The sequence below is a fragment of the Rhodococcus sp. 06-235-1A genome (genome assembly GCF_002258785.1).
Classification (GTDB): Bacteria; Actinomycetota; Actinomycetes; order Mycobacteriales; family Mycobacteriaceae; genus Rhodococcoides.
Genome location: NZ_NOYI01000018.1, coordinates 72204 through 91972 on the forward strand (window position 1 = coordinate 72204; position 19769 = coordinate 91972).

Annotated in this window: 26 protein-coding genes; 14 read left to right on the plus strand and 12 right to left on the minus strand. The window is 61.4% G+C overall.

Annotated elements, in window-relative coordinates; genetic code table 11:
• Positions 1-31: 31 nt before the first annotated feature.
• Positions 32-856 carry a zinc ABC transporter permease AztB gene (aztB, locus tag CH275_RS17310; RefSeq protein ID WP_094679578.1) on the minus strand — a complete coding sequence of 275 codons (825 nt, stop codon included), beginning with the start codon at positions 854-856 and terminating at the stop codon, positions 32-34.
• A gap of 20 nt (positions 857-876) precedes the next feature.
• Between aztB and aztA the strand changes: the two genes are divergently transcribed.
• From aztA to CH275_RS17325, 3 genes are all read left to right on the plus strand, one after another.
• Positions 877-1524, plus strand: a complete 648-nt coding sequence (gene aztA / locus CH275_RS17315; RefSeq protein WP_094679579.1) for a zinc ABC transporter ATP-binding protein AztA — start codon at positions 877-879, stop codon at positions 1522-1524.
• Between the two features lie 69 nt (positions 1525-1593).
• Positions 1594-1947, plus strand: coding sequence for a TA system antitoxin ParD family protein (locus tag CH275_RS17320; RefSeq protein ID WP_094679580.1), 354 nt, complete (start codon positions 1594-1596; stop codon positions 1945-1947).
• Between the two features lie 24 nt (positions 1948-1971).
• Positions 1972-2556 carry a zeta toxin family protein gene (locus CH275_RS17325; protein ID WP_256991087.1) on the plus strand — a complete coding sequence of 195 codons (585 nt, stop codon included), beginning with the start codon at positions 1972-1974 and terminating at the stop codon, positions 2554-2556.
• Positions 2557-2877: 321 nt separating this feature from the next.
• Here the strand turns inward: CH275_RS17325 and CH275_RS29230 are convergent, their stop codons facing one another.
• Both CH275_RS29230 and CH275_RS17330 read right to left on the minus strand, forming a co-directional pair.
• On the minus strand, positions 2878-3261 hold the full coding sequence (locus CH275_RS29230; protein ID WP_143546806.1) for a hypothetical protein: 384 nt from the start codon (positions 3259-3261) through the stop codon (positions 2878-2880).
• Between the two features lie 131 nt (positions 3262-3392).
• Complete coding sequence (locus CH275_RS17330) at positions 3393-4019, minus strand: TetR/AcrR family transcriptional regulator (RefSeq protein ID WP_094679581.1); 627 nt, start codon at positions 4017-4019, stop codon at positions 3393-3395.
• A 139-nt stretch (positions 4020-4158) separates the two neighbouring features.
• On the opposite strand from CH275_RS17330, the gene CH275_RS17335 reads away from it, so the two are divergent.
• Positions 4159-5058, plus strand: coding sequence for an NADP-dependent oxidoreductase (locus CH275_RS17335; protein ID WP_094679582.1), 900 nt, complete (start codon positions 4159-4161; stop codon positions 5056-5058).
• Complete coding sequence (locus CH275_RS17340) at positions 5055-5945, plus strand: TIGR03619 family F420-dependent LLM class oxidoreductase (protein ID WP_256991088.1); 891 nt, start codon at positions 5055-5057, stop codon at positions 5943-5945. Before CH275_RS17335 ends, CH275_RS17340 begins: the two co-directional genes overlap by 4 nt.
• Before the next feature lie 9 nt (positions 5946-5954).
• On the opposite strand, the gene CH275_RS17345 is transcribed toward CH275_RS17340, so the two are convergent.
• Positions 5955-7700, minus strand: a complete 1746-nt coding sequence (locus CH275_RS17345) for a TerD family protein (RefSeq protein ID WP_094679583.1) — start codon at positions 7698-7700, stop codon at positions 5955-5957.
• Between the two features lie 260 nt (positions 7701-7960).
• Between CH275_RS17345 and CH275_RS17350 the strand changes: the two genes are divergently transcribed.
• From CH275_RS17350 to CH275_RS17370, 5 genes are all read left to right on the plus strand, one after another.
• Positions 7961-8221, plus strand: a complete 261-nt coding sequence (locus CH275_RS17350; RefSeq protein ID WP_094679584.1) for a helix-turn-helix domain-containing protein — start codon at positions 7961-7963, stop codon at positions 8219-8221.
• Complete coding sequence (locus CH275_RS17355) at positions 8218-9441, plus strand: type II toxin-antitoxin system HipA family toxin (protein ID WP_094679585.1); 1224 nt, start codon at positions 8218-8220, stop codon at positions 9439-9441. The genes CH275_RS17350 and CH275_RS17355 overlap by 4 nt, the downstream gene beginning before the upstream one ends.
• 141 nt (positions 9442-9582) lie before the next feature.
• Positions 9583-10404 carry a hypothetical protein gene (locus CH275_RS17360; protein WP_143546807.1) on the plus strand — a complete coding sequence of 274 codons (822 nt, stop codon included), beginning with the start codon at positions 9583-9585 and terminating at the stop codon, positions 10402-10404.
• Entirely contained in the window at positions 10401-10778 is a 378-nt protein-coding gene (locus tag CH275_RS17365) for a DUF6941 family protein (RefSeq protein ID WP_094679587.1), read from the plus strand. Before CH275_RS17360 ends, CH275_RS17365 begins: the two co-directional genes overlap by 4 nt.
• Positions 10779-10914: 136 nt before the next feature.
• Positions 10915-11379, plus strand: a complete 465-nt coding sequence (locus CH275_RS17370; protein WP_094679588.1) for a nucleoside deaminase — start codon at positions 10915-10917, stop codon at positions 11377-11379.
• Between the two features lie 39 nt (positions 11380-11418).
• Here CH275_RS17370 and CH275_RS17375 read toward each other — a convergent pair whose 3' ends face one another.
• The 3 genes from CH275_RS17375 to CH275_RS17385 all read right to left on the minus strand — a co-directional run bounded on the left by CH275_RS17375 (position 11419) and on the right by CH275_RS17385 (position 12788).
• A complete protein-coding gene (locus CH275_RS17375) occupies positions 11419-11616 on the minus strand; it encodes a hypothetical protein (protein WP_179276205.1) in 198 nt (65 codons plus the stop codon).
• A gap of 202 nt (positions 11617-11818) precedes the next feature.
• The gene (locus tag CH275_RS17380; protein WP_256991089.1) at positions 11819-12187 is read right to left on the minus strand and encodes a hypothetical protein; all 369 of its coding nucleotides are present in this window, start codon (positions 12185-12187) and stop codon (positions 11819-11821) included.
• A gap of 46 nt (positions 12188-12233) precedes the next feature.
• Positions 12234-12788 (minus strand): DUF3558 domain-containing protein, encoded by a 555-nt coding sequence (locus CH275_RS17385; protein ID WP_256991103.1) that lies wholly within the window; start codon positions 12786-12788, stop codon positions 12234-12236.
• Between the two features lie 204 nt (positions 12789-12992).
• Here CH275_RS17385 and CH275_RS17390 point away from each other — a divergent pair, with 204 nt between their 5' ends.
• Both CH275_RS17390 and CH275_RS17395 read left to right on the plus strand, forming a co-directional pair.
• Positions 12993-13646, plus strand: coding sequence for a hypothetical protein (locus tag CH275_RS17390; protein WP_094679591.1), 654 nt, complete (start codon positions 12993-12995; stop codon positions 13644-13646).
• A gap of 254 nt (positions 13647-13900) precedes the next feature.
• Positions 13901-15088 (plus strand): Fic family protein, encoded by a 1188-nt coding sequence (locus CH275_RS17395; RefSeq protein ID WP_094679592.1) that lies wholly within the window; start codon positions 13901-13903, stop codon positions 15086-15088.
• A gap of 46 nt (positions 15089-15134) precedes the next feature.
• On the opposite strand, the gene CH275_RS17400 is transcribed toward CH275_RS17395, so the two are convergent.
• The 3 genes from CH275_RS17400 to CH275_RS17410 all read right to left on the minus strand — a co-directional run bounded on the left by CH275_RS17400 (position 15135) and on the right by CH275_RS17410 (position 17178).
• The gene (locus CH275_RS17400; RefSeq protein ID WP_094679593.1) at positions 15135-15449 is read right to left on the minus strand and encodes a hypothetical protein; all 315 of its coding nucleotides are present in this window, start codon (positions 15447-15449) and stop codon (positions 15135-15137) included.
• Between the two features lie 189 nt (positions 15450-15638).
• Positions 15639-16004, minus strand: coding sequence for a DUF6188 family protein (locus tag CH275_RS17405; RefSeq protein WP_094679594.1), 366 nt, complete (start codon positions 16002-16004; stop codon positions 15639-15641).
• A gap of 340 nt (positions 16005-16344) precedes the next feature.
• Positions 16345-17178, minus strand: coding sequence for a LysR family transcriptional regulator (locus CH275_RS17410; RefSeq protein WP_094679595.1), 834 nt, complete (start codon positions 17176-17178; stop codon positions 16345-16347).
• Positions 17179-17268: 90 nt separating this feature from the next.
• On the opposite strand from CH275_RS17410, the gene CH275_RS17415 reads away from it, so the two are divergent.
• Positions 17269-17961, plus strand: coding sequence for an SDR family NAD(P)-dependent oxidoreductase (locus tag CH275_RS17415; RefSeq protein ID WP_256991090.1), 693 nt, complete (start codon positions 17269-17271; stop codon positions 17959-17961).
• A 63-nt stretch (positions 17962-18024) separates the two neighbouring features.
• Here CH275_RS17415 and CH275_RS17420 read toward each other — a convergent pair whose 3' ends face one another.
• Both CH275_RS17420 and CH275_RS17425 read right to left on the minus strand, forming a co-directional pair.
• Entirely contained in the window at positions 18025-18288 is a 264-nt protein-coding gene (locus CH275_RS17420) for a hypothetical protein (protein ID WP_094679596.1), read from the minus strand.
• A 21-nt stretch (positions 18289-18309) separates the two neighbouring features.
• A complete protein-coding gene (locus tag CH275_RS17425) occupies positions 18310-18609 on the minus strand; it encodes a nucleoside triphosphate pyrophosphohydrolase (RefSeq protein ID WP_094679597.1) in 300 nt (99 codons plus the stop codon).
• An 18-nt stretch (positions 18610-18627) separates the two neighbouring features.
• On the opposite strand from CH275_RS17425, the gene CH275_RS17430 reads away from it, so the two are divergent.
• A complete protein-coding gene (locus CH275_RS17430; RefSeq protein ID WP_094679598.1) occupies positions 18628-19743 on the plus strand; it encodes an HNH endonuclease in 1116 nt (371 codons plus the stop codon).
• The last annotated feature ends 26 nt before the right edge of the window (positions 19744-19769 follow it).

Below are 19769 nucleotides of genomic sequence, written 5' to 3' on the forward strand. Positions count from 1 at the left end.
GATTGTCGTTTACGTTAGACCATTCTTCGGCCTATGCCCGAATCGACTCCCGAGCCGATCGAGCAGCGGCCACGACGAAGAACTGCATCACCGCAAGGCCGGCGATCGTCGCACCGGCCGCGGTGTCGGCGTTCCAGGACACGAGGAGGCCGAACACCGTGGCCGACCATCCGAGGAGCGTCGCGATGATCATCGACACGGCAATGGACCGGCCGAACAGATATGCAGTGGCAGACGGGGCCACCAGCAACCCGAACACCAGCAGCGTTCCCACGATGCGGAAGGAGGCAACAATGGCCAACACCACCAGGGCCAGCAGCACGACGTGCGCGAGGCGAGGCCGGAATCCGAACGTGTGAGCTTTGCGCTCGTCGAACACCAGAGCAACGAACGGTCGGTACGCGAGCACCGAGGCCACAAGCGCGACCGCCGTTGCCACGATCAGGAAGGCAAGGTCGGCGTAGGTCGCCGACAGCACATCACCGAACAGGAACGACGTCAGATCGGTGGCGAACGACCGCGCCCGCGAGACGATCACTACCCCGAGGGCCAACATTCCGACGAACAGCAAACCGATTCCGGTGTCCTCGGACAATCGCGAATTGCGCGTCACCCAGGCCACTCCCCCGATCATCGCGACCGCGCTGATGGCGGCTCCGACCAGGAGGTTGGCACTGAGAAGATACGCGACGGCAACGCCGGGGAGCATGCCGTGCGATACCGCCTCGCTGAGAAACGCCATGCCTCGCAACACAACCCAGGTTCCGACGAGGGCGCACAGTATCGAGACAATCATGCCCGCAACAAGGGCGCGCTGCACGAACGAGACAGCGAAGGGGTCCAGTAGCCAATCCACGAGACCGACCCTATGCGATAATGATTATCGTGAGCGAATCAGTAACCGTGCAGTCCCTCTCCGTTCGGTACCGAAACACGACCGCTCTGCACAACGTGAGCGCCCATTTCGAACCCGGTTCTCTCACAACTCTTGTCGGACACAACGGCTCGGGAAAGTCGACGCTGCTGCAAGTTCTTGCCGGGATCGTCGAACCATCGACAGGTTCGGTGCATACCGGGAGTCGACGCGTCACGTTCGTACCCCAGCGCAGCGAGGTCGACGACCGGATGGCTCTCAGCGTCGGCGAGGTCGTCGCCATGGGCACCTGGCCTCGGCGCGGCCTTCTCGGGCGCGCGTCCGCCGATGATCGCCGAGCCGTGGAGCGTGCGCTTGAACGCCTCCGACTGACCGCGCTGCGCTCACGACGACTCTCGGCACTGTCCGGCGGGCAACGTCAACGCGCGTTACTCGCTCAAGCGCTCGTCGAGAGCGGTGAACTCGTCCTGCTCGACGAGCCCACCACCGGCCTCGATGCCGAGGCGCGACGGATCATCGACGGTGTGATCGACGAGGAGGTCGGTCGTGGTGCGGTCGTGGTGGTCGCGACACACGACGCCGACAGTGCGGGACGCGCCGATACAACCATCACCTTGGGGCGTGGCGAAATTCTGTCGGTCACTCGATAGAAGAGACCCAGCAGATTGCTGTGGCAGATTGCTACACTGGCGGTACTGCTTCGGCGATAGGACACCATCATGGGCACCACCTCGTCTCTACGTATCGACGACGACCTCTACGACGCTGCAAAAGTGGCCGGATCTGCTGCCAGCCGAAGTGCCGCGCAACAGATTGCACACTGGGCGCTGATCGGCCGAGAGATGGAGCTTTCACATCGCGTCTCGGCACGCGATATTGCCGATGTTCTCGCAGGTAAGGCACGCTATGACGACCTGACGCCGCACAGGCAGGCCGTCGCGCGCGCGGAGTGGACCGAACAGATCGAATTGGCGACGGACTCGCTCGACTTCGAAAGTGAGTTCACGGCAGAAGGTCGCTCTTACGTCGAGTCCGACGAGCACGGCAACGTGGAGTGGAGCAAAGATCGGTAGAGCGCGCCCCCGAGACAACCCATCGTGACAACACCGATCTCGGATCCGGTACTCCACCTACTCGCCGGACCCAATGGTGCCGGCAAGAGCACGTTCAATGCGCGCGTACTGTCACCCGTCACACATCTTCCGTTCGTCAATGCCGACGAGATCGCACACGCTCGATGGCCCGGCACCGAGTCTGTGCACGCCTACGATGCGTCAAAAGTTGCTGCCGGGCTGCGCGCGGAATTCCTTTCGGCAAGATCGTCATTCGTCACCGAGACCGTCTTCTCACACGAGTCCAAGGTCGAGCTGGTCCAGTCTGCTGTCAGTGCAGGCTATTTGGTGACGCTGCACGTCATCGCAATTCCCGTCGAAACGGCTGTGGCCCGAGTACGAAACCGTGTCGATCAAGGCGGTCATTCGGTCCCAGAGGCTAAAATTCGCGAACGGTACGACCGGTTGTGGCCTCTACTTCGCTCCGCGATCGAGATGGTGGATCGCGCTCAGGTGTACGACAATTCATCGGCGCGGCGCCCGTTCCGCACGATAGCCCGGTTCGATCGCGGCCACCTTTTAGGGCAGGCAGACTGGCCCACATGGCTGCCTTCGGCCCTGTGTTCGTAACGGTCCGGTCCACGTCGATCGACACGGCGCACGGGCTCGTCCGAATTCACCGCCGATACCTTCCGGAGTCGACGACAAGCGCGTGCATCTGCTCGAACCAAGTGATGGGTATCAGCTCTGCAAGTTTCGAAGCACAGTGTTTTGACCGACAACTAATTCCGCTCCACATCGAGCAGGTACATAAATCTCGCCATGCCCCCCGAAAACTGATATCGAACTGCAGATCGGATCATCACCATAAGCCAACAGCAGGAGCCCGGCTACCACCTCGATGGCTGGTAGCCGGCCCTTCCGACTAATTCATCTCGCTGAACCGGATTTTCAACCGACCCGGATAGTCTGCTGGAAGGTGGTGGGGTAGATACTCTGACTGATCGTTCGATAACCGGCCGGCACCCAAACCAAGCCGCGCTTGATTTCGCATCTAACCTGCAGGCTCACGTTGTTTCGTACATTCTTTCGCACCAGTGGATAGATGACGGAATCACCATTGTCCCAGGAGTTGGTCGTCCAACCTGTCGGCTGCACATTCCCGAGAATCCCACGCGGAGTTGCTGTTCCGCAAGCAGAGTTGTTCACAACCAGGTATATCCAGGTGTCGTTCGGGCCAGCGTTCGCCACCGAGTTCAAACCTGGCAATACCAGGCTGACCACGGCCAGGATGCTGATAGCAACCGCCCGAAGTGAAGTACGCCCCATTTTCATTCTTTCCCACTCTCATCGTCCGAAGAAGCACGACAATCTCAACACATTCAACACTTCACCAACCATCATGCGTTCAGTCGACAGAGGGAGAACTCCGAAGCGTTGAGACAGACAGAAGTGGGCTCGCCATCTCAGTTCAGCTGATTGGTGATTGAATTCGAAACCGGCCCCAACGCAGTGAGAGCCATGTCCGCAACACGTTCTAGTTCATTTCGAGTTGACCCGTCTCGAGCGCGTTGCGACATGCCTTGGATGACAACGCCGATGAACTCCGAGGTGTCGACGGGGTCCCAGGACGAGGGCAGGATGCCGTCGGCAACGTTTTCCGAAATGCGTTCCGACAGCAATAACACGTTGGCATTACGCATGTCGCGCAATCGTTCTGCGATGCTTCGATTTGCGTCGGTGACCCCGACGGCCGAGCTGGTGATCAGGCAGCCGCCCGGACATGACTCGTCGGTGTAGTGCGACGCCGCCTCGTACAGCAGTCTCGAGATGAGCTCGGCTGCCTGGGGCTCCTCGGCGAACGCTCGGTCCATGAAGTCGCCGCGAGTGGCGAGGTATCGATCGATCGTGGCGAAGAACAGCTTTTCCTTGCCTCCGAATGCGCTGTACAGACTCGGTGGGTTGATGCCCATCGCGCTGGTGAGCACCGAGACCGAAGTGCCTTCGTATCCGTGTTCCCAGAAGGCGAACATCGCCTTGTCCAGCGCAGCGTCGACGTCGAATTTCCGCCCCTGCCCTCGTACACCGGCCATGGGCCCTCCCGATTCTGCGCTTTGCTCCAGCAACTGCAGTTCAGACTACTCGCATAGCGATCGATACACGAATGGTCTAGCCTCGAACCGCACTGCAGGTTCGCATCGAGAAGAAGTGGCACGCACAAGAGGAGATCGAATGAGAGCCGTCGTCGTCACCGCCAAGGGCGGGCCCGATGTACTGACCGTCACCGACATGGACGAACCCGATTCCGGGCCAGGCGACATCACGGTGGCGGTGGCCGCCGCGGCCGTCAATCCGGTCGACCTCAAAACCCGCTCAGGATTCCTACCGATCGAACTGACGTACCCCGCGGTCCTCGGTTGGGATGTGTCGGGCACTGTCGTCGCCGTCGGAGCATCGGTCACCCGATTTGCGCCGGGCGACAACGTGATCGGCATGATCGCGCAGCCGGCCCACCGTTTCGGTACCTATGCCGAACGTGTCGTCGCCGACGAATCACTCTTTGCGCACGCACCCACAGGCACCAGCCTCGTGCACGCAGCAGCAATCCCACTCGCCGCCCTCACCGCCGTTCAGCTTCTCGACAAGATCACTCTCCCAGCGCAATCCACCGTCCTGGTGACGGGCGCGGCCGGCGCGGTGGGCCGAACAGCGTCAGCTCTTCTGTTGATCCGCGGTCACCGAGTCGACGCACTCGCGCGGGAGTCAGACGTCGATGATCTGCTCGCACTCGGTTCGCGACGGGTGTTCACCGAGCCTGCCGACCTGCAGGCGGGCGTGTACGACGCCGTGGTCGATACGGCAGGCGTGGTCGACACCATCGACAGCGTGCACGACGACGGTGCGTACGTCTCGATCGAAGACGGCGATCAACCCGAGCCCCAGCGCGGCATCACGCCAGGGAAGAGCTACGTGAACGAGGACGGGCCCGGTCTCGAGCAGATCGCTGCGCTCGTCTCCGCAGGCGCGCTCAGCATTCCTATTGCGCGAGAGTTCGGATTCGCCGAAGCACCGCAGGCTCATTCGCTGCTCGCCGCAGGTGGAACACGAGGAAAGGTACTACTGATTCCATGACCATGACCGGTGCGCCTGTGAAATACGGAATCAATCTCCCGAATTTCGGGCCGCAGATCGATCCGAAAGGGATTCTCGCGTGGGCACGGACTGCCGAATCCGCCGGTTTCGACAACGTTCTGCTCTCCGATCACGTCGTGCTGACCGAGGACGCTCACGGCCGCTCCCCGGCACCGTTCTACGAGTGCCTGGCGACGCTGTCATGGCTCGCGGGTCAGACCGAGTCCATCCGTCTCGGTAGCGGAGTCTTGATCGGAAGCCATCGTCATCCGGCTCATCTGGCACACGCGACCGCGACGATCGACCGGCTCAGCGGGGGACGACTCATCGTCGGAGTCGGCGTCGGGTGGACAGAGCAAGCGTTCGACGTCCTCGGAGTCCCGTTCCGCCAGCGAGGGCGAATGACCGACGCCATGCTCGACACTCTTCGTGCCGCATGGTCGTCCGAGACATACGAGTTCGTAGGAGAGAGCGGAACGCCCCGCCGGGTACACGCTGGACCCCTCCCGCTGCGGAAGCCGCACCCACCGCTGTGGATCGGCGGCAACGGCCGAGCCGCACTCGACCGGACCAATGCGTTGGGCACTGGTTGGCATCCGCTGCATCCATCGCGGCAACTGTGCATCGCCGGCTCCACCGCGTTGGATGAGGGCAAAGAATTCGTTCCCCGTATTTACTTCCTGCCGGTGGACGGTCCTGTGGATTCGCCGAACCGCCCCCTCGGCTACGGGTCCATCGAACAGATCCTCGAGGACATCGAATTCCTTGCCGAGTTGGGCACAGAGACAATCGTTCTCGACACCGATCCTGGAGATCAGCGACTTCGGCGGTCCACCGAACACGATCTCGAACTCGTTCGATACGCGGGTGAGGTGTTGGGCATGTGACTCATCCCGCTACTCGTCGACCTCGACGCCATAACGCACGGCCAGTTCCGCGAGCCCATCGTCGTAGCCTTGGCCTATGGGTCGAAAGCGCCAGCCGCTCCCCCGGCGGTAGATCTCTGCCAACAGCATCGATTGTTCCGTCGTAGCCGCGTCGAGTACGGCCGTGGCGACGGTCGAATCGACTCCATCGAGGGACACCGACACCGCACCGACGTCACCGAACGTCTTGTCACCGTCGATGGCTGCTGCGATGACGATGCGGGCGCAGTCCTCGGGGACGAGTGCCAGGTCGATACGTACGCCCTGCTCGCTGTCACCGTCGATCGACATCGAGACGGCACCGTCCGAGGTTGCCGGAGCGTTGTAGAACACGAAATCCTCGTCAATGACGACCATTTCGTCGTCATTGACCAGAAATGCGACGACATCGACGTCGACGCGATCGGACTCGTCGGCTCGCCACGAACTGTTCAACGTCAGCATGGTGACGCTCGGATCCAGATCGACGACACCACCACGTGGCACCAGCGGGGCAATTCGGGACCGCCGCGCCGGAAGCGGAGCAGGTGCCTCGATCTTCAGCTCGCGGTCTATCGATGCGGGCGTCAGAAGCGTGAGGTCCCGTTCTTTGACCTTCGGCATCCGGGGATCTCCGTCGCCGCCGTCCAGGATCAGGATGTCGGTGACGCCTGCGCTGAGATTCACAGCGGGTGTGGCTCCGAGTTGGATCAGGCGAGAACGCATCAGCACAGACTCGGCATGCGAACCACCCATGACCAGGACCCTCCTTGCCTGCCAGGGCTTATCGACGGGAGAGGGCTGCTGCACGGGTGGCTTCAGCTGGGTCTGCGGCCGAGTACCTTTCGGCGTTCCTGGCTGCACATCCCGGAGTAAGTCGAGCAACTCCGACTCCGAGATGATCCGAAGGCCATGGGCGCGAGCCCGTTCGACCTTTCGGCTTTCCGTTGTGGGATCCGAACACACCACCACGCTGGTGAACCGGCTGACGGAGTTCATCACGTCCAGGCCCGCTTCGGTGAGCTGCGCGGCCAAACGCAATCGCGGAATGCGCGTGTCACCGCTGATCACGACTCGCATGCCCTGAATCAGACCGCCGTCCTCAGCAAGAGGACCGGGGTTCTCCCAAGTGCAATGTGTGCGAGGAACGGTATCCGGATACAGAGTCAGGCGCTCGGTGCACGTGACGACGGGAAGGGGAAGTTCGAGCGACCTGGCCAGTCGAGCACTGTGGGTGAACACCTGCGCCAGCACGCGGGCATCGTCGTAGGCGTCGTGTGCATTGGACTGCAACACTTTCCAGTGCGCGGCGAGGGTGGATAGCTTGTGGTTGGGAGTATCGAGTTGTAGTCGCCTCGACAATGCCACGGTGCACAACCGTTGCTTAGTCGGCATGTCGATGCCCGCACGCATCGATTCGAGCTTCAGGAAGCCGTGGTCGAAACTTGCGTTGTGCGCGACCATGGTTCGACCGTCCAGCAGATCCATGAGTTGCGGTGCGATCATGTCGAACGTCGGTGCACCGGCAAGTCGTTCGGGTGTCAGTCCGTGGACATGGACCGGACCGGGATCGCAGCCCGGGTTGACCAGAGTCGACAGTTCGCGTCCGACGCGTCCGTCCTCGTCGACCGTCAGAGCGGCGACGCTGAGCACCCGATCACGGGACGCCTTCAGACCCGAAGTCTCGACATCGACGACGACCCACTTGTCGCTGCCGCTTCTGAGTGCGTTCCTCACAGAGCTTCCACCTTCGACGCGTCGGACACTGGAGGTCACTATGCCGTACGAGCTGCTGATCAAGAGTCGAATCGTGCGGGCACTACAGGATTGCGCCTAGTGGAGGCTTAAGCTTTAGAACACATGCCTTAAAGCCAAGAGACAGTCCGACACCACACTCTGCGCGCTTATGCCTATTTAGACAGGCATAGAGACTGTTCACCGGATGCTTCGCGATATAGGCTTCGATATGCATGTCTGCGCAAGCACAAGGAGCAATCATGGCCGAACCACGACGACGAGCCCGGAAGCACTCCGGCGAGCTGGCGGGAGCCTTCGTTGCGCGTCGGCATCAGTTGCGCATGACTCAAGCCGAGCTAGCGCTGCTTGCCGGCGTGGGGCGCTCGACAGTCCAGGCGCTCGAGGGGGGAAAAGACACGGTGCAGCTCGACGGCGCGGTTGCTGTCGCGGAAGCGCTGGGCTGTGAGATCACATTGCTCACGCGCGCCGGATCGCCTGTGCCGCCACTGGACGCGAAATGATCCCAGTGTCCGAGCTGCGGGATGTCGATGCAGCCGATGTCTACAAGGGCGATCTTCTCGCAGGCTCACTGACGCGCGTGGGGAACGACGTTGTGTTTCGGTACGACAGCGATTACCTCGACCGAGCTTCCGCGCCGGATCTCGCGTGGTCGATTCCGAAGTCATCACCCGAGACGCGGGCATCGGGCGGTAGCGTCCCTGCCTTTTTCGCGGGCCTGCTGCCTGAAGGCGTTCGTCTCACCGGAGTGGTAACAGCTACCAAGACGTCCGAGGACGATCACTTCACACTGCTGCTGGCGGTCGGATCGGACACCATCGGGGACGTTCGTGTGCTGCCACGCGGTCAAGAGATGTCGTTGGCAGGCAGGGCATTCGATTCGAGGCACCCTGTTCCCGATCTTCGTCGCCTTTTCGATTCCCTGTCCACGGGTGAGTCGGTGAGCCAGGATCCGTCCGCTCTGCCGGGCGTTCAGGGCAAAGTGTCCGCGCAGATGTACTCGACCCCGGTGTCGACGACGGCCGGGCCTGCCATTTTGAAACTCGCCCCGCCGGCGCGACTGCCGCGATTGGTCCAGAACGAGAGCTTCTTCATGAATCTGGCACGTAAATGCGGGCTTTCGGTGCCGGAACACCGCGTGATCGAGGACAACAAGGGGATCAGCGGTCTGCTGGTGGCGCGATTCGACCGGATCGGTGAACAACGACTTCCCCAAGAGGATGCGTGCCAGGTCTCCGGGCTCTATCCCGCGTCCAAGTACAGAATGAAGACCGAAGCGGTGATTGCGCTGCTCGCCGACACTGTCGAGCAGGGAGGAGGTTCTGCGCGCCAGGCCACCGCCGAACTTCTTCGCTTGACGGCGTATTCGTATGCGATCGGAAACGGCGATCTACACGGCAAGAATTATTCGATACACAAGAACACTCGGGGAATCTGGTCGGTCACACCCGCATACGACCTTCTGTGCACGCAGCCCTACGCGTCTTGGAGCGACCCGATGGCATTGAACTTCTACGGGCGCGCGAACCGTTGGACACGTGCGCATTTCGTCGAGTCCGCCGGTCGGTTGGGTATGCCCGAGCGAGCGACTCGACGAATCCTCGATGACATCTGCGCTGGCGTTCGAAACGGAATCGATGACATCGATGCGATCGGATTCGAGGACAAGGAAACTCGTCAGTTGCAGCAGCTACTCGATCAGCGCTGCACCGAGCTGTCCTGACCCTGACGCCTAGAACACCGACGTGTTCCTCATACACCCAACACGTCTCCAACTCGACGCACGCTCATCGCACCAGCTCGCTGTTCTTCCGGGAAAGAGTCGAGAAGGCGCGAGCCCCAGCGTCTTCCTTAAGATGTGCGTGTGACTCCGCACCGCACAGATCGCGACCTCGCCGAAGTGATTCCACTGTTCGGTCGCCGGGGATCTCGTACCACCACGGCGGACTTGGCCGACGACGTCGAGCCAGCGGTCGAGTCCCCGATCGAACGGGTGACGCCCCACGGCATCGAGCCCGCAACGCCAGACGCCGACGAAGAGTTGGCAGCGCTGACCGCGTCGAAGCCGATAGCGCAGCTTCGCTCGCTTCTCGTCTGGCTCGGTACGTCACGACCGATCACCGGCACGGGTGTTCCGCGGCCAGGGTCGGTTCGCGAGCTCGCGAAAGCCGTCGGCGTGGAGTTGGATGGGCGTGCATCGAGGTCGAGATCGATGCTCGAGATTCCCGGCTTGATGACACTGTGGGATGCGGCGAAGGCGGCCGGATTGATCGTGCTGACCTCCACCACAGCCGTTCCCGGTGCGCATGCCCACGAGTTCGCACACTCACTTCCCGGTTCCCTGGCCGCTCACCGAACGGCGCTATCGCACGTCATTCGTCGTTACTTTTTCAGCACGGATCCCCTCCGTCCGTCCCCGGCCGTCAATGTCGTCGCCGGACAGATCGTTCTCGCCGCGATGACGAGCACTCCGCGGACGCGGCTCCCTGCAGTCGGCCCGGCCGGTGCCGGGGATCTGTACGAACACATCGAGGCGTTGATACTCCGCGGCATGCTCGAGCAGTTCATCGCCGACGGGTGGTTGGTCTGCGACGGCAAATACACAGTGCCGCAACCTTTTCACCCGGCCGTTCTGGATGCGATGAAATCTCTTCCCTACTACCAAACGGATGACGCCAGCCGATGATCATCACCGGGTTGTTTTTCGCGGAGTACGCACGGGTCAGCGAAGACATGCTCGATATCCTCGGCGGGGTCTGGGATACCTGCACGGTTCCACGCGACACCCGCATGCTCGAATGCCGACTGGTCGCGCTGTTGCAAACTGGACCCGACGACATCGGTAAGGACTTTCCCGCGACGCTCGAAGTGCTCGACGCGAACGGCGAACACATCGTAAATCAGCGTGGCCTTCGGATCCCCGGTGACGGGTTCACCGGGGAGAATCGGTTCTGGTTCCTACCGATGCAGATGGTGTTCCGCGACGAAGGACGGCACAACTTCATCCTCAGCGCCGGTGGGGCAACGGCGAGCGTCGGGCTTCGCATCGCCTTCGACTGACGTCGGGACGCGATGCTCATGGCCGCGCCGTCACCCGATCTCGATCGCATTCTCGGTACCGCTTGCTATAGGAGGTGCCCAGGTCCATTCGAGGACGAGAATTGCATACGCTGTTTCAGGACACCGAGGAGAGCATGTGAACAGTCCATTGCGCGGAGACCAATACTTTCTCGGACTGGCAATCGAACAGGCACAGATCGGCTGGGAAGAGGGCGGCGTTCCGATCGGCGCGGCACTCGTGCACGACGGCGAGGTTCTTGCTGTGGGACGGAACCGTCGTGTCCAGATGAACAGCGCAATCCGTCACGGTGAAACCGACTGCATCGAACGAGCAGGTCGTCTCCCCGCGTCGGTGTACCGAAAGTCGGTGCTCTACACCACGTTGTCTCCATGCTTCATGTGCGCGGGAACCGCCCTGCTGTACGAGATTCCGCGTATCGTCGTGGGTGAAAATCGGTCGTTCGAAAGGTCGGAGCGATTGCTCGCTGACCACGGAGTGCAGGTCGACGTCGTCGACAACGCCGAATGCGTCCAGCTGATGGAACGCATGCTCGCGGAGCGCCCGAGCCTGTGGTTCGAGGACATCGGGGAGGACGCATAAGCGGCACCGCCGAAACCTTCCCTTCTATGCTCAGGTGAATCAACGAGCCAGCGCGTGCCAGGTCGCGTCGCCCGCGCGGTACCCCGCCTGGAACAGCCACGGCCACTCGGAGAAGTCCTCGGGATCGACCACCACCGTCTCGACTCCGCCGTTCCCTCGCCGCTTGGGCATGTTCTCGGGATGAGACGGAAACCGGTACTTCAGGTACGCGGGCTCGAGACTTTGTCGAAATATCATCCACGTCTGCGGCGTGAAGCCTACTGCTTCAGCACGTTTCGCGAGGACGATCCAGGCCGTAGAACCCTGCCGACCGTGTTTGTCTGCTGCTCAACGAATTTGCATCGTTGTCGAGGTTCAGCTCGGATACCGATTCAGCGTCCGGACAGAATCTGTTCAGCCGGCCAGCGGTACCGATCAACTCGGACCTCGGCATAAAACGTCACCTGCCCAGACCGTCCGCGATCTCCCCGATGGACTGCAATGTCCGCTGATCGGCATACTCGGCCTCATCGAAATAGCGCTTGAACACGGACCGCATCAGCTCGATCACCTCGATGTGTTGCGTCAGCACGACGCGCAGCGATCGATCACCGCTGAAGGCAATCCTCTCGAATTTTTCGCCGAGCTGCCTGGCCGAATCCAAGGTGCCGAACGCGTTGACGTCGACCAAGTTTTGCGTCTTCACCACCATATCCTTCAAGTGCCTGATGTAGGCAGCACAAACCTCGTCGCACTGGAACGCCACGCCTTCGGGAATCTTGAGCTGCCCGGACTCTGCCTGCATCGACAGCGACTGCCACTGCTGCATCGACGACGCCAGCTCGTTGGTCTCTGAACCCATCGACTACCTCCAACTACTCTTCTGACGGCAAGGACGGCCGGATCGAACGCGCCAACCGTTCTACCTCGACACACGGATCATCAAGGGGTGGTGTCATCACCAACCCGTCGAGATTCAGGTACACGACGCCAACCGGATGACCGAAAGCGACGCCACAGTTGACCTCGTCGTACTTGATAGTCCGCCGGAACCGCAGTCCGTCGAACCCCTCGATCGGCTCGAAATTCTCGAATGGCCCCCGCTCACGCAGGTAGTCCAAGCTTTCAGTGGATGAGAAGATACCGACTCGATACCACGGCGTCGGCAGCGGATTAGTCCAAAAGCACGTCATCCAGTCCTCCGAAATCGGCAGCTCCCCCACCAAGTTCGAGGACTTCGTCTCCACGGCCAAGCCCGCGTCTTCGATGGCAGCGTCCGGGATGGTGCATGGATCCCACGCACCATTCGCCGGAGCGGTTGTCATCACCGATGTCGTCGACGGTGCCGCAACGGGTATGCCTTCGGTCGCCCCTCCGCATCCAGTTGCCACCAGCATCACGCCGACCGCACTCCCGATCAGCAATCGCATCTTGCTCACAGCACTCCGTCCATGGAACCCATCCTTGATGTTGGACGCAGCTACCGATGCATCGGTTCCGTGGGATTGGACGCAGTTGCCTGGCGTTTCCCGATCGGTGCGAATCCGCGGCAGGGTACGAACCATCCATCGATGACCGGGCAACACTCCGGCCGAATTTCTCTACGCAGATCGGACATCCGTCATCATTGACGCGTGATCAAACAGGGAAGTGGTTTTGCTTTGCTCGGCGCAGTGATTGCGGTTCTGGGTTACTCGGCGACCGGAACTGCGGGGTACTCGGCGTACGTCTCCGGCGGGTCGTTCTATGGTCCGGACACTACGCTGGGGCCGTGGGTGCAGCCCATTGTCGCTGCTTCGACCGGCGCAGTGGTCGGCTTGCTCGCAGGCCTGGTGCTGCACCTGTGCGGCTTTCGATTCGGCGTCGATCCCTCTCGCCAGGTAGGGCTGGTCGCCGTTGCCGGTCTGATCGGAGTGACGCTGGGAATGACGCCCGTGCTGTTTCTCGTCGGAACAAGCTTTTCCGGTCTGAGTTCAGGCGTATCGACCGAGTACTTGCTGCCGATATACGCAGGCACCGGAGTTTTGGCCTACGTGCTCGGAGTCGCCTCGGTTCGGTTGCTGCTCAAGCTACTTAACGATCCACTGTCGTCCCGGACGACCAAGGTTGTGGCTGCCTTTCTCCCGATTGGAGGTGTCCTCGCCACCCTCGCCGGAATGGGAACTGCCTGGATTCTCGGATTCTCCACGACCGCATCCACTTTCGTCGCCGTGATCGTGGCGGTGGTGTGCGTACTCGTGGCGACCTTTGCACTCGCGCGGGCGCAGGCTCTGCGTACGACAGGGTAGGAACTCGAGTATTCGTCGCGCGCGCAACTATCCCGCCACCCTCGACGTGAAGGGTGAACACATCCCGAGTGCCGGTGGGGCCACAGCGAGCTTCGCGCTTCGTATCGCCTTCGGCCGACACAGGACGCCCAGAACGAGGGCTCGGTGGAGTACCGCTTCCCGTCAACGTAAACAATGCCATCCTTAACTACACTTAAGTGCACCAAAGTACATTAAGCTGGTCATTGCCGTATTTTTGCGAAGGAGGCGTTGGTATGGCGTGGCCGCCACATGCCCTTGAAACCGAGAAATGGCAGCCTCGAGATCGCCGAGGCTCAAAGGCCGACCGCACACTCGATCGAATCGAGGTGTCGATCCCTCCCGCCATCAAAGACTTGGTCTTTTCACCGTCCAACGAGGCCGCTCAGGCTCAGGAAGCTGCGATCATCGCGGTGGCTCGTCTCGAAGCAGGATTCGGAGAGCACCTCAAGCCACTCGCAGATTTCTTGCTCCGAAGCGAATCCGTGGCATCATCCAAAATCGAGAGTGTCGACGCCGGTTGGCACGCGTTCGGTCGCGCACTGGCCGGAGGCAAGGCGAGCGCCGATGCCAAATCTCAACTCGCTGCAGTACACGCGCTGAGCACGATGATCGACGCTGCGGGCCGTGGACCGATATCGCTCGACACCGTCCTCGACGCACACCGACTTCTCATGGCTCCCGATTTCTACACTACGAAAGACCGTGGCGCACTGCGTGTTGTGCAGAATTGGATCGGTGGCAGCGACTACACACCCATCAATGCGCTGTACGTTCCACCGCCGCCGGATCTCGTCCCCGAACTGATGGACGACTTGCTGGTGTTCGCGAACCGCACGGACATGCCGATCATCGCTCAGGCCGCGATCGCTCACGCGCAGTTCGAGTCCATCCACCCGTTCACCGACGGCAATGGCCGAATCGGGCGTGCATTGATCAGCGCGATATTGCGTCGACGCGGCCTGACTCGTCGAATCACCGTTCCGTTGGCCTCGGCGATGCTCGCCGACACGACTCGATACTTCTCCTTCTTGACGGGGTACCGCAGTGGACAGGCGGACGAGTTCGTCCAATATCTGGCTTCGGTCGCTGTGCACGCAAGCGAAGCGTCAGCGGAGTCGGCGCACGCTCTGTCGGAGCTGCCGGGTGCGTGGAAGCGCGTAGCAAAACCTCGCGCCAATTCCGCCGACCAAGCCCTGATCGCCCGACTGCTGGAGGTGCCAATCCTCAACGCAGACATGGCGACAGAGATCACCGGAACAACCGATGTCAGCGCGTATCGCGCACTTGGTCGACTGACCGAGGCAGGCATCTTGGAGTTGATCTCCACGAGCAAGCGAAACCAGATATGGGCGGCGACCGACGTTCTGGCCGAGCTCGACGCACTGAGCGCCGCGATCGGCACACGGACACTGAGCCCATGAGCTCGAGCGCCGGCGGAGGTCGGAACAGCGCGGGGCGGCTCTTTGCTCACACGGCCAATTGACCAGCCCGTGCGCGATGCCTCATACCCCTGCGGAGGGTCTTCGCGTCGACCCGAAATAAGACGCCAGTGTCACCAGATTTCTTGCCGACGTAGAGAACGTCATGGTTGTTGTGCGGGCCCCACCCCGAGCTCGCTGTCACCGCAAGTAGGTCGCCGACCTCGGGATAGTAGAACCACATCCACGCATCTCCTCCGCCGCCGCGGCTGAGGTTCGTCAGGACTACCTTGGAGCCGCGCCCATTGCGTGCCTGCTGGTAGACCAGGTCCACGCGGACTACGTCCACGTTGTTCGCCGCCACGCACGCATCGAATTGATCAAGAGTTAAAGCACTGCGTCGCTCCGCTTTTCGCCAAAACATGCAGCACAGGCTATATGACGACGGGCTCTGAGTCGCCCGATGCAGTAGCCGGCGCTGCGGTCCAAGGTCGTCTCATGTCGACGCTTCCGGCTGGATATGGACACAACATTCGACAGTCGCGATTCCAGATCAGTTCCAGACTGAAAGTCCGCCCCCGGCCACACTGACAGCCTTGAAGCCTTCGGGCGCGACAACCGTCCAGGCCTCGAAATCAGGATCGAAGGAAACCATCAAGCTTGCACAGTCCGCGAACTCGATCCGAAGGTCGCCGTCATCGGAAGCGTGCGCACTCGCGACCAGTCTGCCCTCGAGACGCCTCACATCTATGTTGTCGGTGAGCATTGACTCAGGCGCACCCCGGAACCCATCGGCACCATCGTCGTCGAGTTGAAAACTCGATTCAATCCGCACTTCGTAGTCATGATTCGTACGCAACGCGAGGGAATACCCGAACTCCACAGACGCGATCGTGTGCCCGTTCAGAGGAAGCTCCACGCGTGGCCACCCTTCTGGACTCGGTCGACGACCATCGCCGCTACTAACTAACAGACGCAGCAGAGGGGTGCCCGGTTCCGTTCAGATGCCTGTCGACAGTTTCCAACCCACCCTCAGCGAGACAACGCTTGCAAGCTCGCGTTGTTCGACGCAATGCCACCCCTCGGCTCGAGCACGAGCGGGATGCGCATGGCCTTCGGCTCGACATTCCTGAGACTGCTTCTCGCCGAGATGTTCTCTTCGTCCAGAGGCATCGGATACGCCGTCGGCCTGACGCATGGGGAACACCGTGGAGACCGTCGTATTCGATTCACGTGCCATCGCCCAAGGTTGACGTTCGTCACTCGAACGCAATCCCGACGGCCGAGCGGACCAATGCCGATACTGCCGGCGATCGGACTCCGGCCGGCCATGCGATGACCGTCGTGATCATCGGCGCATCGGTGACAGGTATGGCCGCATGCTCGGGCCACTGCCACGCGCGACTCGATGCTGGGATCACCAGCAGCGTCTGACCCAGCGCGACTAGTTGAGCGATCTGCGATTGTGTACGCACCTCAGGCCCGGGCCCCCTCGGATAGGTCCCGTCGAGCTGTGGCCATCGGGCCATCGGCAGATCCGGGACGTCACGGATATCGTCCATGCTCAGTTCGTCTTTCGAGGCCAAGGGGTGATCACGCGGAACGATCGCGACCTGCTCCTCGGTGAGGAGGTCCTCGGAGTCGAACCCGACGAGGTCATCGACGGGGCGATGCATCAACGCCACGTCGGCATCACCGCGGCGAAGATAGTCGGCCTGCTCACCGACTTCACACAACATGACATCCACGTCAGCGGGGTGCGCTTCGAGAACGCGGCGTAGGAGCTCGTGGGACGCACCGGCTTTGGTCACCAGTTTGACTCTGGTGCCGGCGGCTCGTGCTCGCTGCGCTGCCGCTGCGACGGCGTCGAGCGCGGTCACAGCGTCCCTCAGGAACACCGCACCGGCAGTAGTAAGTGCGACTCCGCGACGATTACGATCCAGAAGCGCGACGCCGAGTCGGCGCTCCATCCTGCTGATCGCTCGCGAGAGTGGTGGCTGGGCGATCCCCAGCCGTTGCGCTGCGCGTCCGAAGTGCAGCTCCTCGGCAACGGCGATGAAGTACCGGAGTTCGCGTGTTTCGAGATCGTCCACTACGACAGCGTAGCTGTGATACCCGTCGAGTATCACTGGTTGGTCAATCGGTATTGGACGCACCCGCGCTCGACGCCGACCATGGACCGCATGACGACGAAGACCGCGCTGGTAACCGGCGCCAACAAAGGGATCGGCTTTGCTATCGCACACGGACTCGGAATGCAGGGAATCAGAGTAGGAGTCGGAGCCCGAAACGATGCACGACGACAGGACGCGGTCGACAAGCTTCGTGCTGCGGGCATCGACGCGTTCGGAGTCCCCCTCGATGTCACGTCGGACGAGAGCGTCGCCGCCGCAGCCGGCTCGATCCACGACCTGCACATACTGGTGAACAACGCGGGCATTTCCGGCGGCGACCAACAAAATCCGATGACGCTGGATATCGACGTACTGCGGACTACGTTGGATACGAACGTATTCGGGGTCATCAGAGTGACGAACGCACTCCTTTCGACGCTTCTTCGATCTGCATCGCCGCGCATTGTCAATGTCTCGAGCAACATGGGCTCGCTCGCGCTACAGACCGGCCCGATAATGGCGGCATATGCTCCATCCAAGACCATGGTGAACGCGATGACCGTGCAGTACGCACGGCAGCTCGTGGACACTGCGGTGATCGTGAATGCATGCTGTCCAGGCTATGTGGCAACGGATTTCACCGGATTCGCATCCCCTCGCACGCCGGAGGAAGGTGCGCGCATCGCACTCAAGCTCGCCACCCTCCCCGACGACGGCCCGCGGGGCGGATTCTTCGACGACGCCGGATCGGTGGCCTGGTGAGACTCTCGGTGCCGATCCGACCACCGCCGGCGGTGTCGAGGAGAAGTAGTAGACCGCCCCCTCCTACTCCCCTCGCGCCCGTCTGCGATCCTCCGGAGTGAAAGCCGAAACCGAACACGCATCGACACGTGCCGATCGCTTCCGGTGCTGGTAGTCCGCCACCGAATCGAAGGCTGCCGTCACACCCACCGACGTCGAGATGTCTGTCATCGACTTGCCGCGCTGGAAGCCCAGATCAGCACCCACCTCGACAGCGTCGAGGTTCGATCCCAAGAACACGAAGTCCCAGTTGTACTCGGCCTCCTGCCGCTGAATCAACCTCCGCACAGCAGAATTGGTCCACTCCCGCTACTCGAGCCAGAACCGCTGCTCGAACCCACCGCGCTCCAATCGTTTGTCCTCAGCCAGGTTGTCGAGATCCGCGTCGGTCAAGCCCAAATGTGCGGCCAGTGCACGGACGACCTCCAGGACGTCGGCCAACTCCCCAGGCCTATCTTCTGGCGTTGCGTCATGAAATTCGCGCGCTTCCTCAAAGAGCTTGTCGATAAGTGCCTTTCCGTACTCACTATGATCGAGGGTTCGATATTTGAGGACGCGACCTAAGGCTTCGATGATCGACGGAATCAGATCACGAACAAGTTTTCCCATGCTCAGTAGTGTGCAGGTATGTCGATTCCCTCGCCCGCTGATCCGCTGACGCTTGGGCAGCACCTGGTCAGCGTTCTCGACTCTGGCGCGCGTGTCGCCACCTATAAACTGGCCGTCCTGGTCGCGCTACTCGAGTTCTCGGTCGAGAACGTTCCCGAGGATCACGGTTCCGCGGTCGACGTCGATCTCGACGACTTAGCCGAGCGCGTTATAAGTCTTTACTGGCGGCAGGTCCGTGACTTCGACGGTCATTATCTCCGCCAATCGACGCAGGCGAGAGCAACGATTCCCGACACTGTCCGCGAGTTTGCTCGTGCGACGGCAACTGCCGGCCGAGAAACGCCGTTGGACACCGCGGCCCGGAGAAACCCTGGTCTGTTCCGCGAGATGATCAAGAAGGTGAAGCTTGTTCTCGTTCAACAGCCGCTCCATCGCCTGCAGCGAGTTCCGGGCGGGTACGCGGGCAAGTCATTTCTGTACGACGACAGTTGGATGAGCGCCAAGATGGGCATGACCACCGTCCTGGCCCGTGGCAACCGGATCACGCTGTACCCCGGGGTGTGTTTCGCTCTGGCGCGATTGTCCTCGTTGCTCAAGCCCGCGTTGATGCTCGCTTGGGTCGACGATGTCCGGCGAAAGAATACCTTCCTCGACGGCGACGTGCCAGATCTCGAAGGCCATCTGTTCGGCAACAGCCGAATCGCACTGATCCGTCCCAGAGCCGCGTTGATAGAAGCCTTCGGTCCGACGTGCTTCTATTGTTCGACGTGCGTGGGGCCGGACGCCCATGTCGATCGCGTGCTCCCGTGGTCGAGAGTGGGGATCGACGGTCTCGCGAACTTGGTGTTGGCATGCCCATCGTGCAACACGAGCAAGTCTCAACTGCTGCCCGCGAGATCACACGTCCTGCGCGCGCTCGACCGCGGCCGCGACCCCATCACCGAATCGGCGGCAAGCATCGACTGGCCGGTTCAATTCGATCGAGTGGTCACATCAGCACGGGGACTGTATGCCAGTCAACCAGAGGGCTCTCCAATTTGGTTGGGCCGCAATAAGATAACAGCTATGCAAGTCGACTTTTCTTGGCTGAACGGATACCGCGTCGACTTGCCGAACATCGCCGCGCCCGAGTAGGTCGACCAACACGACGGCGAATCCAC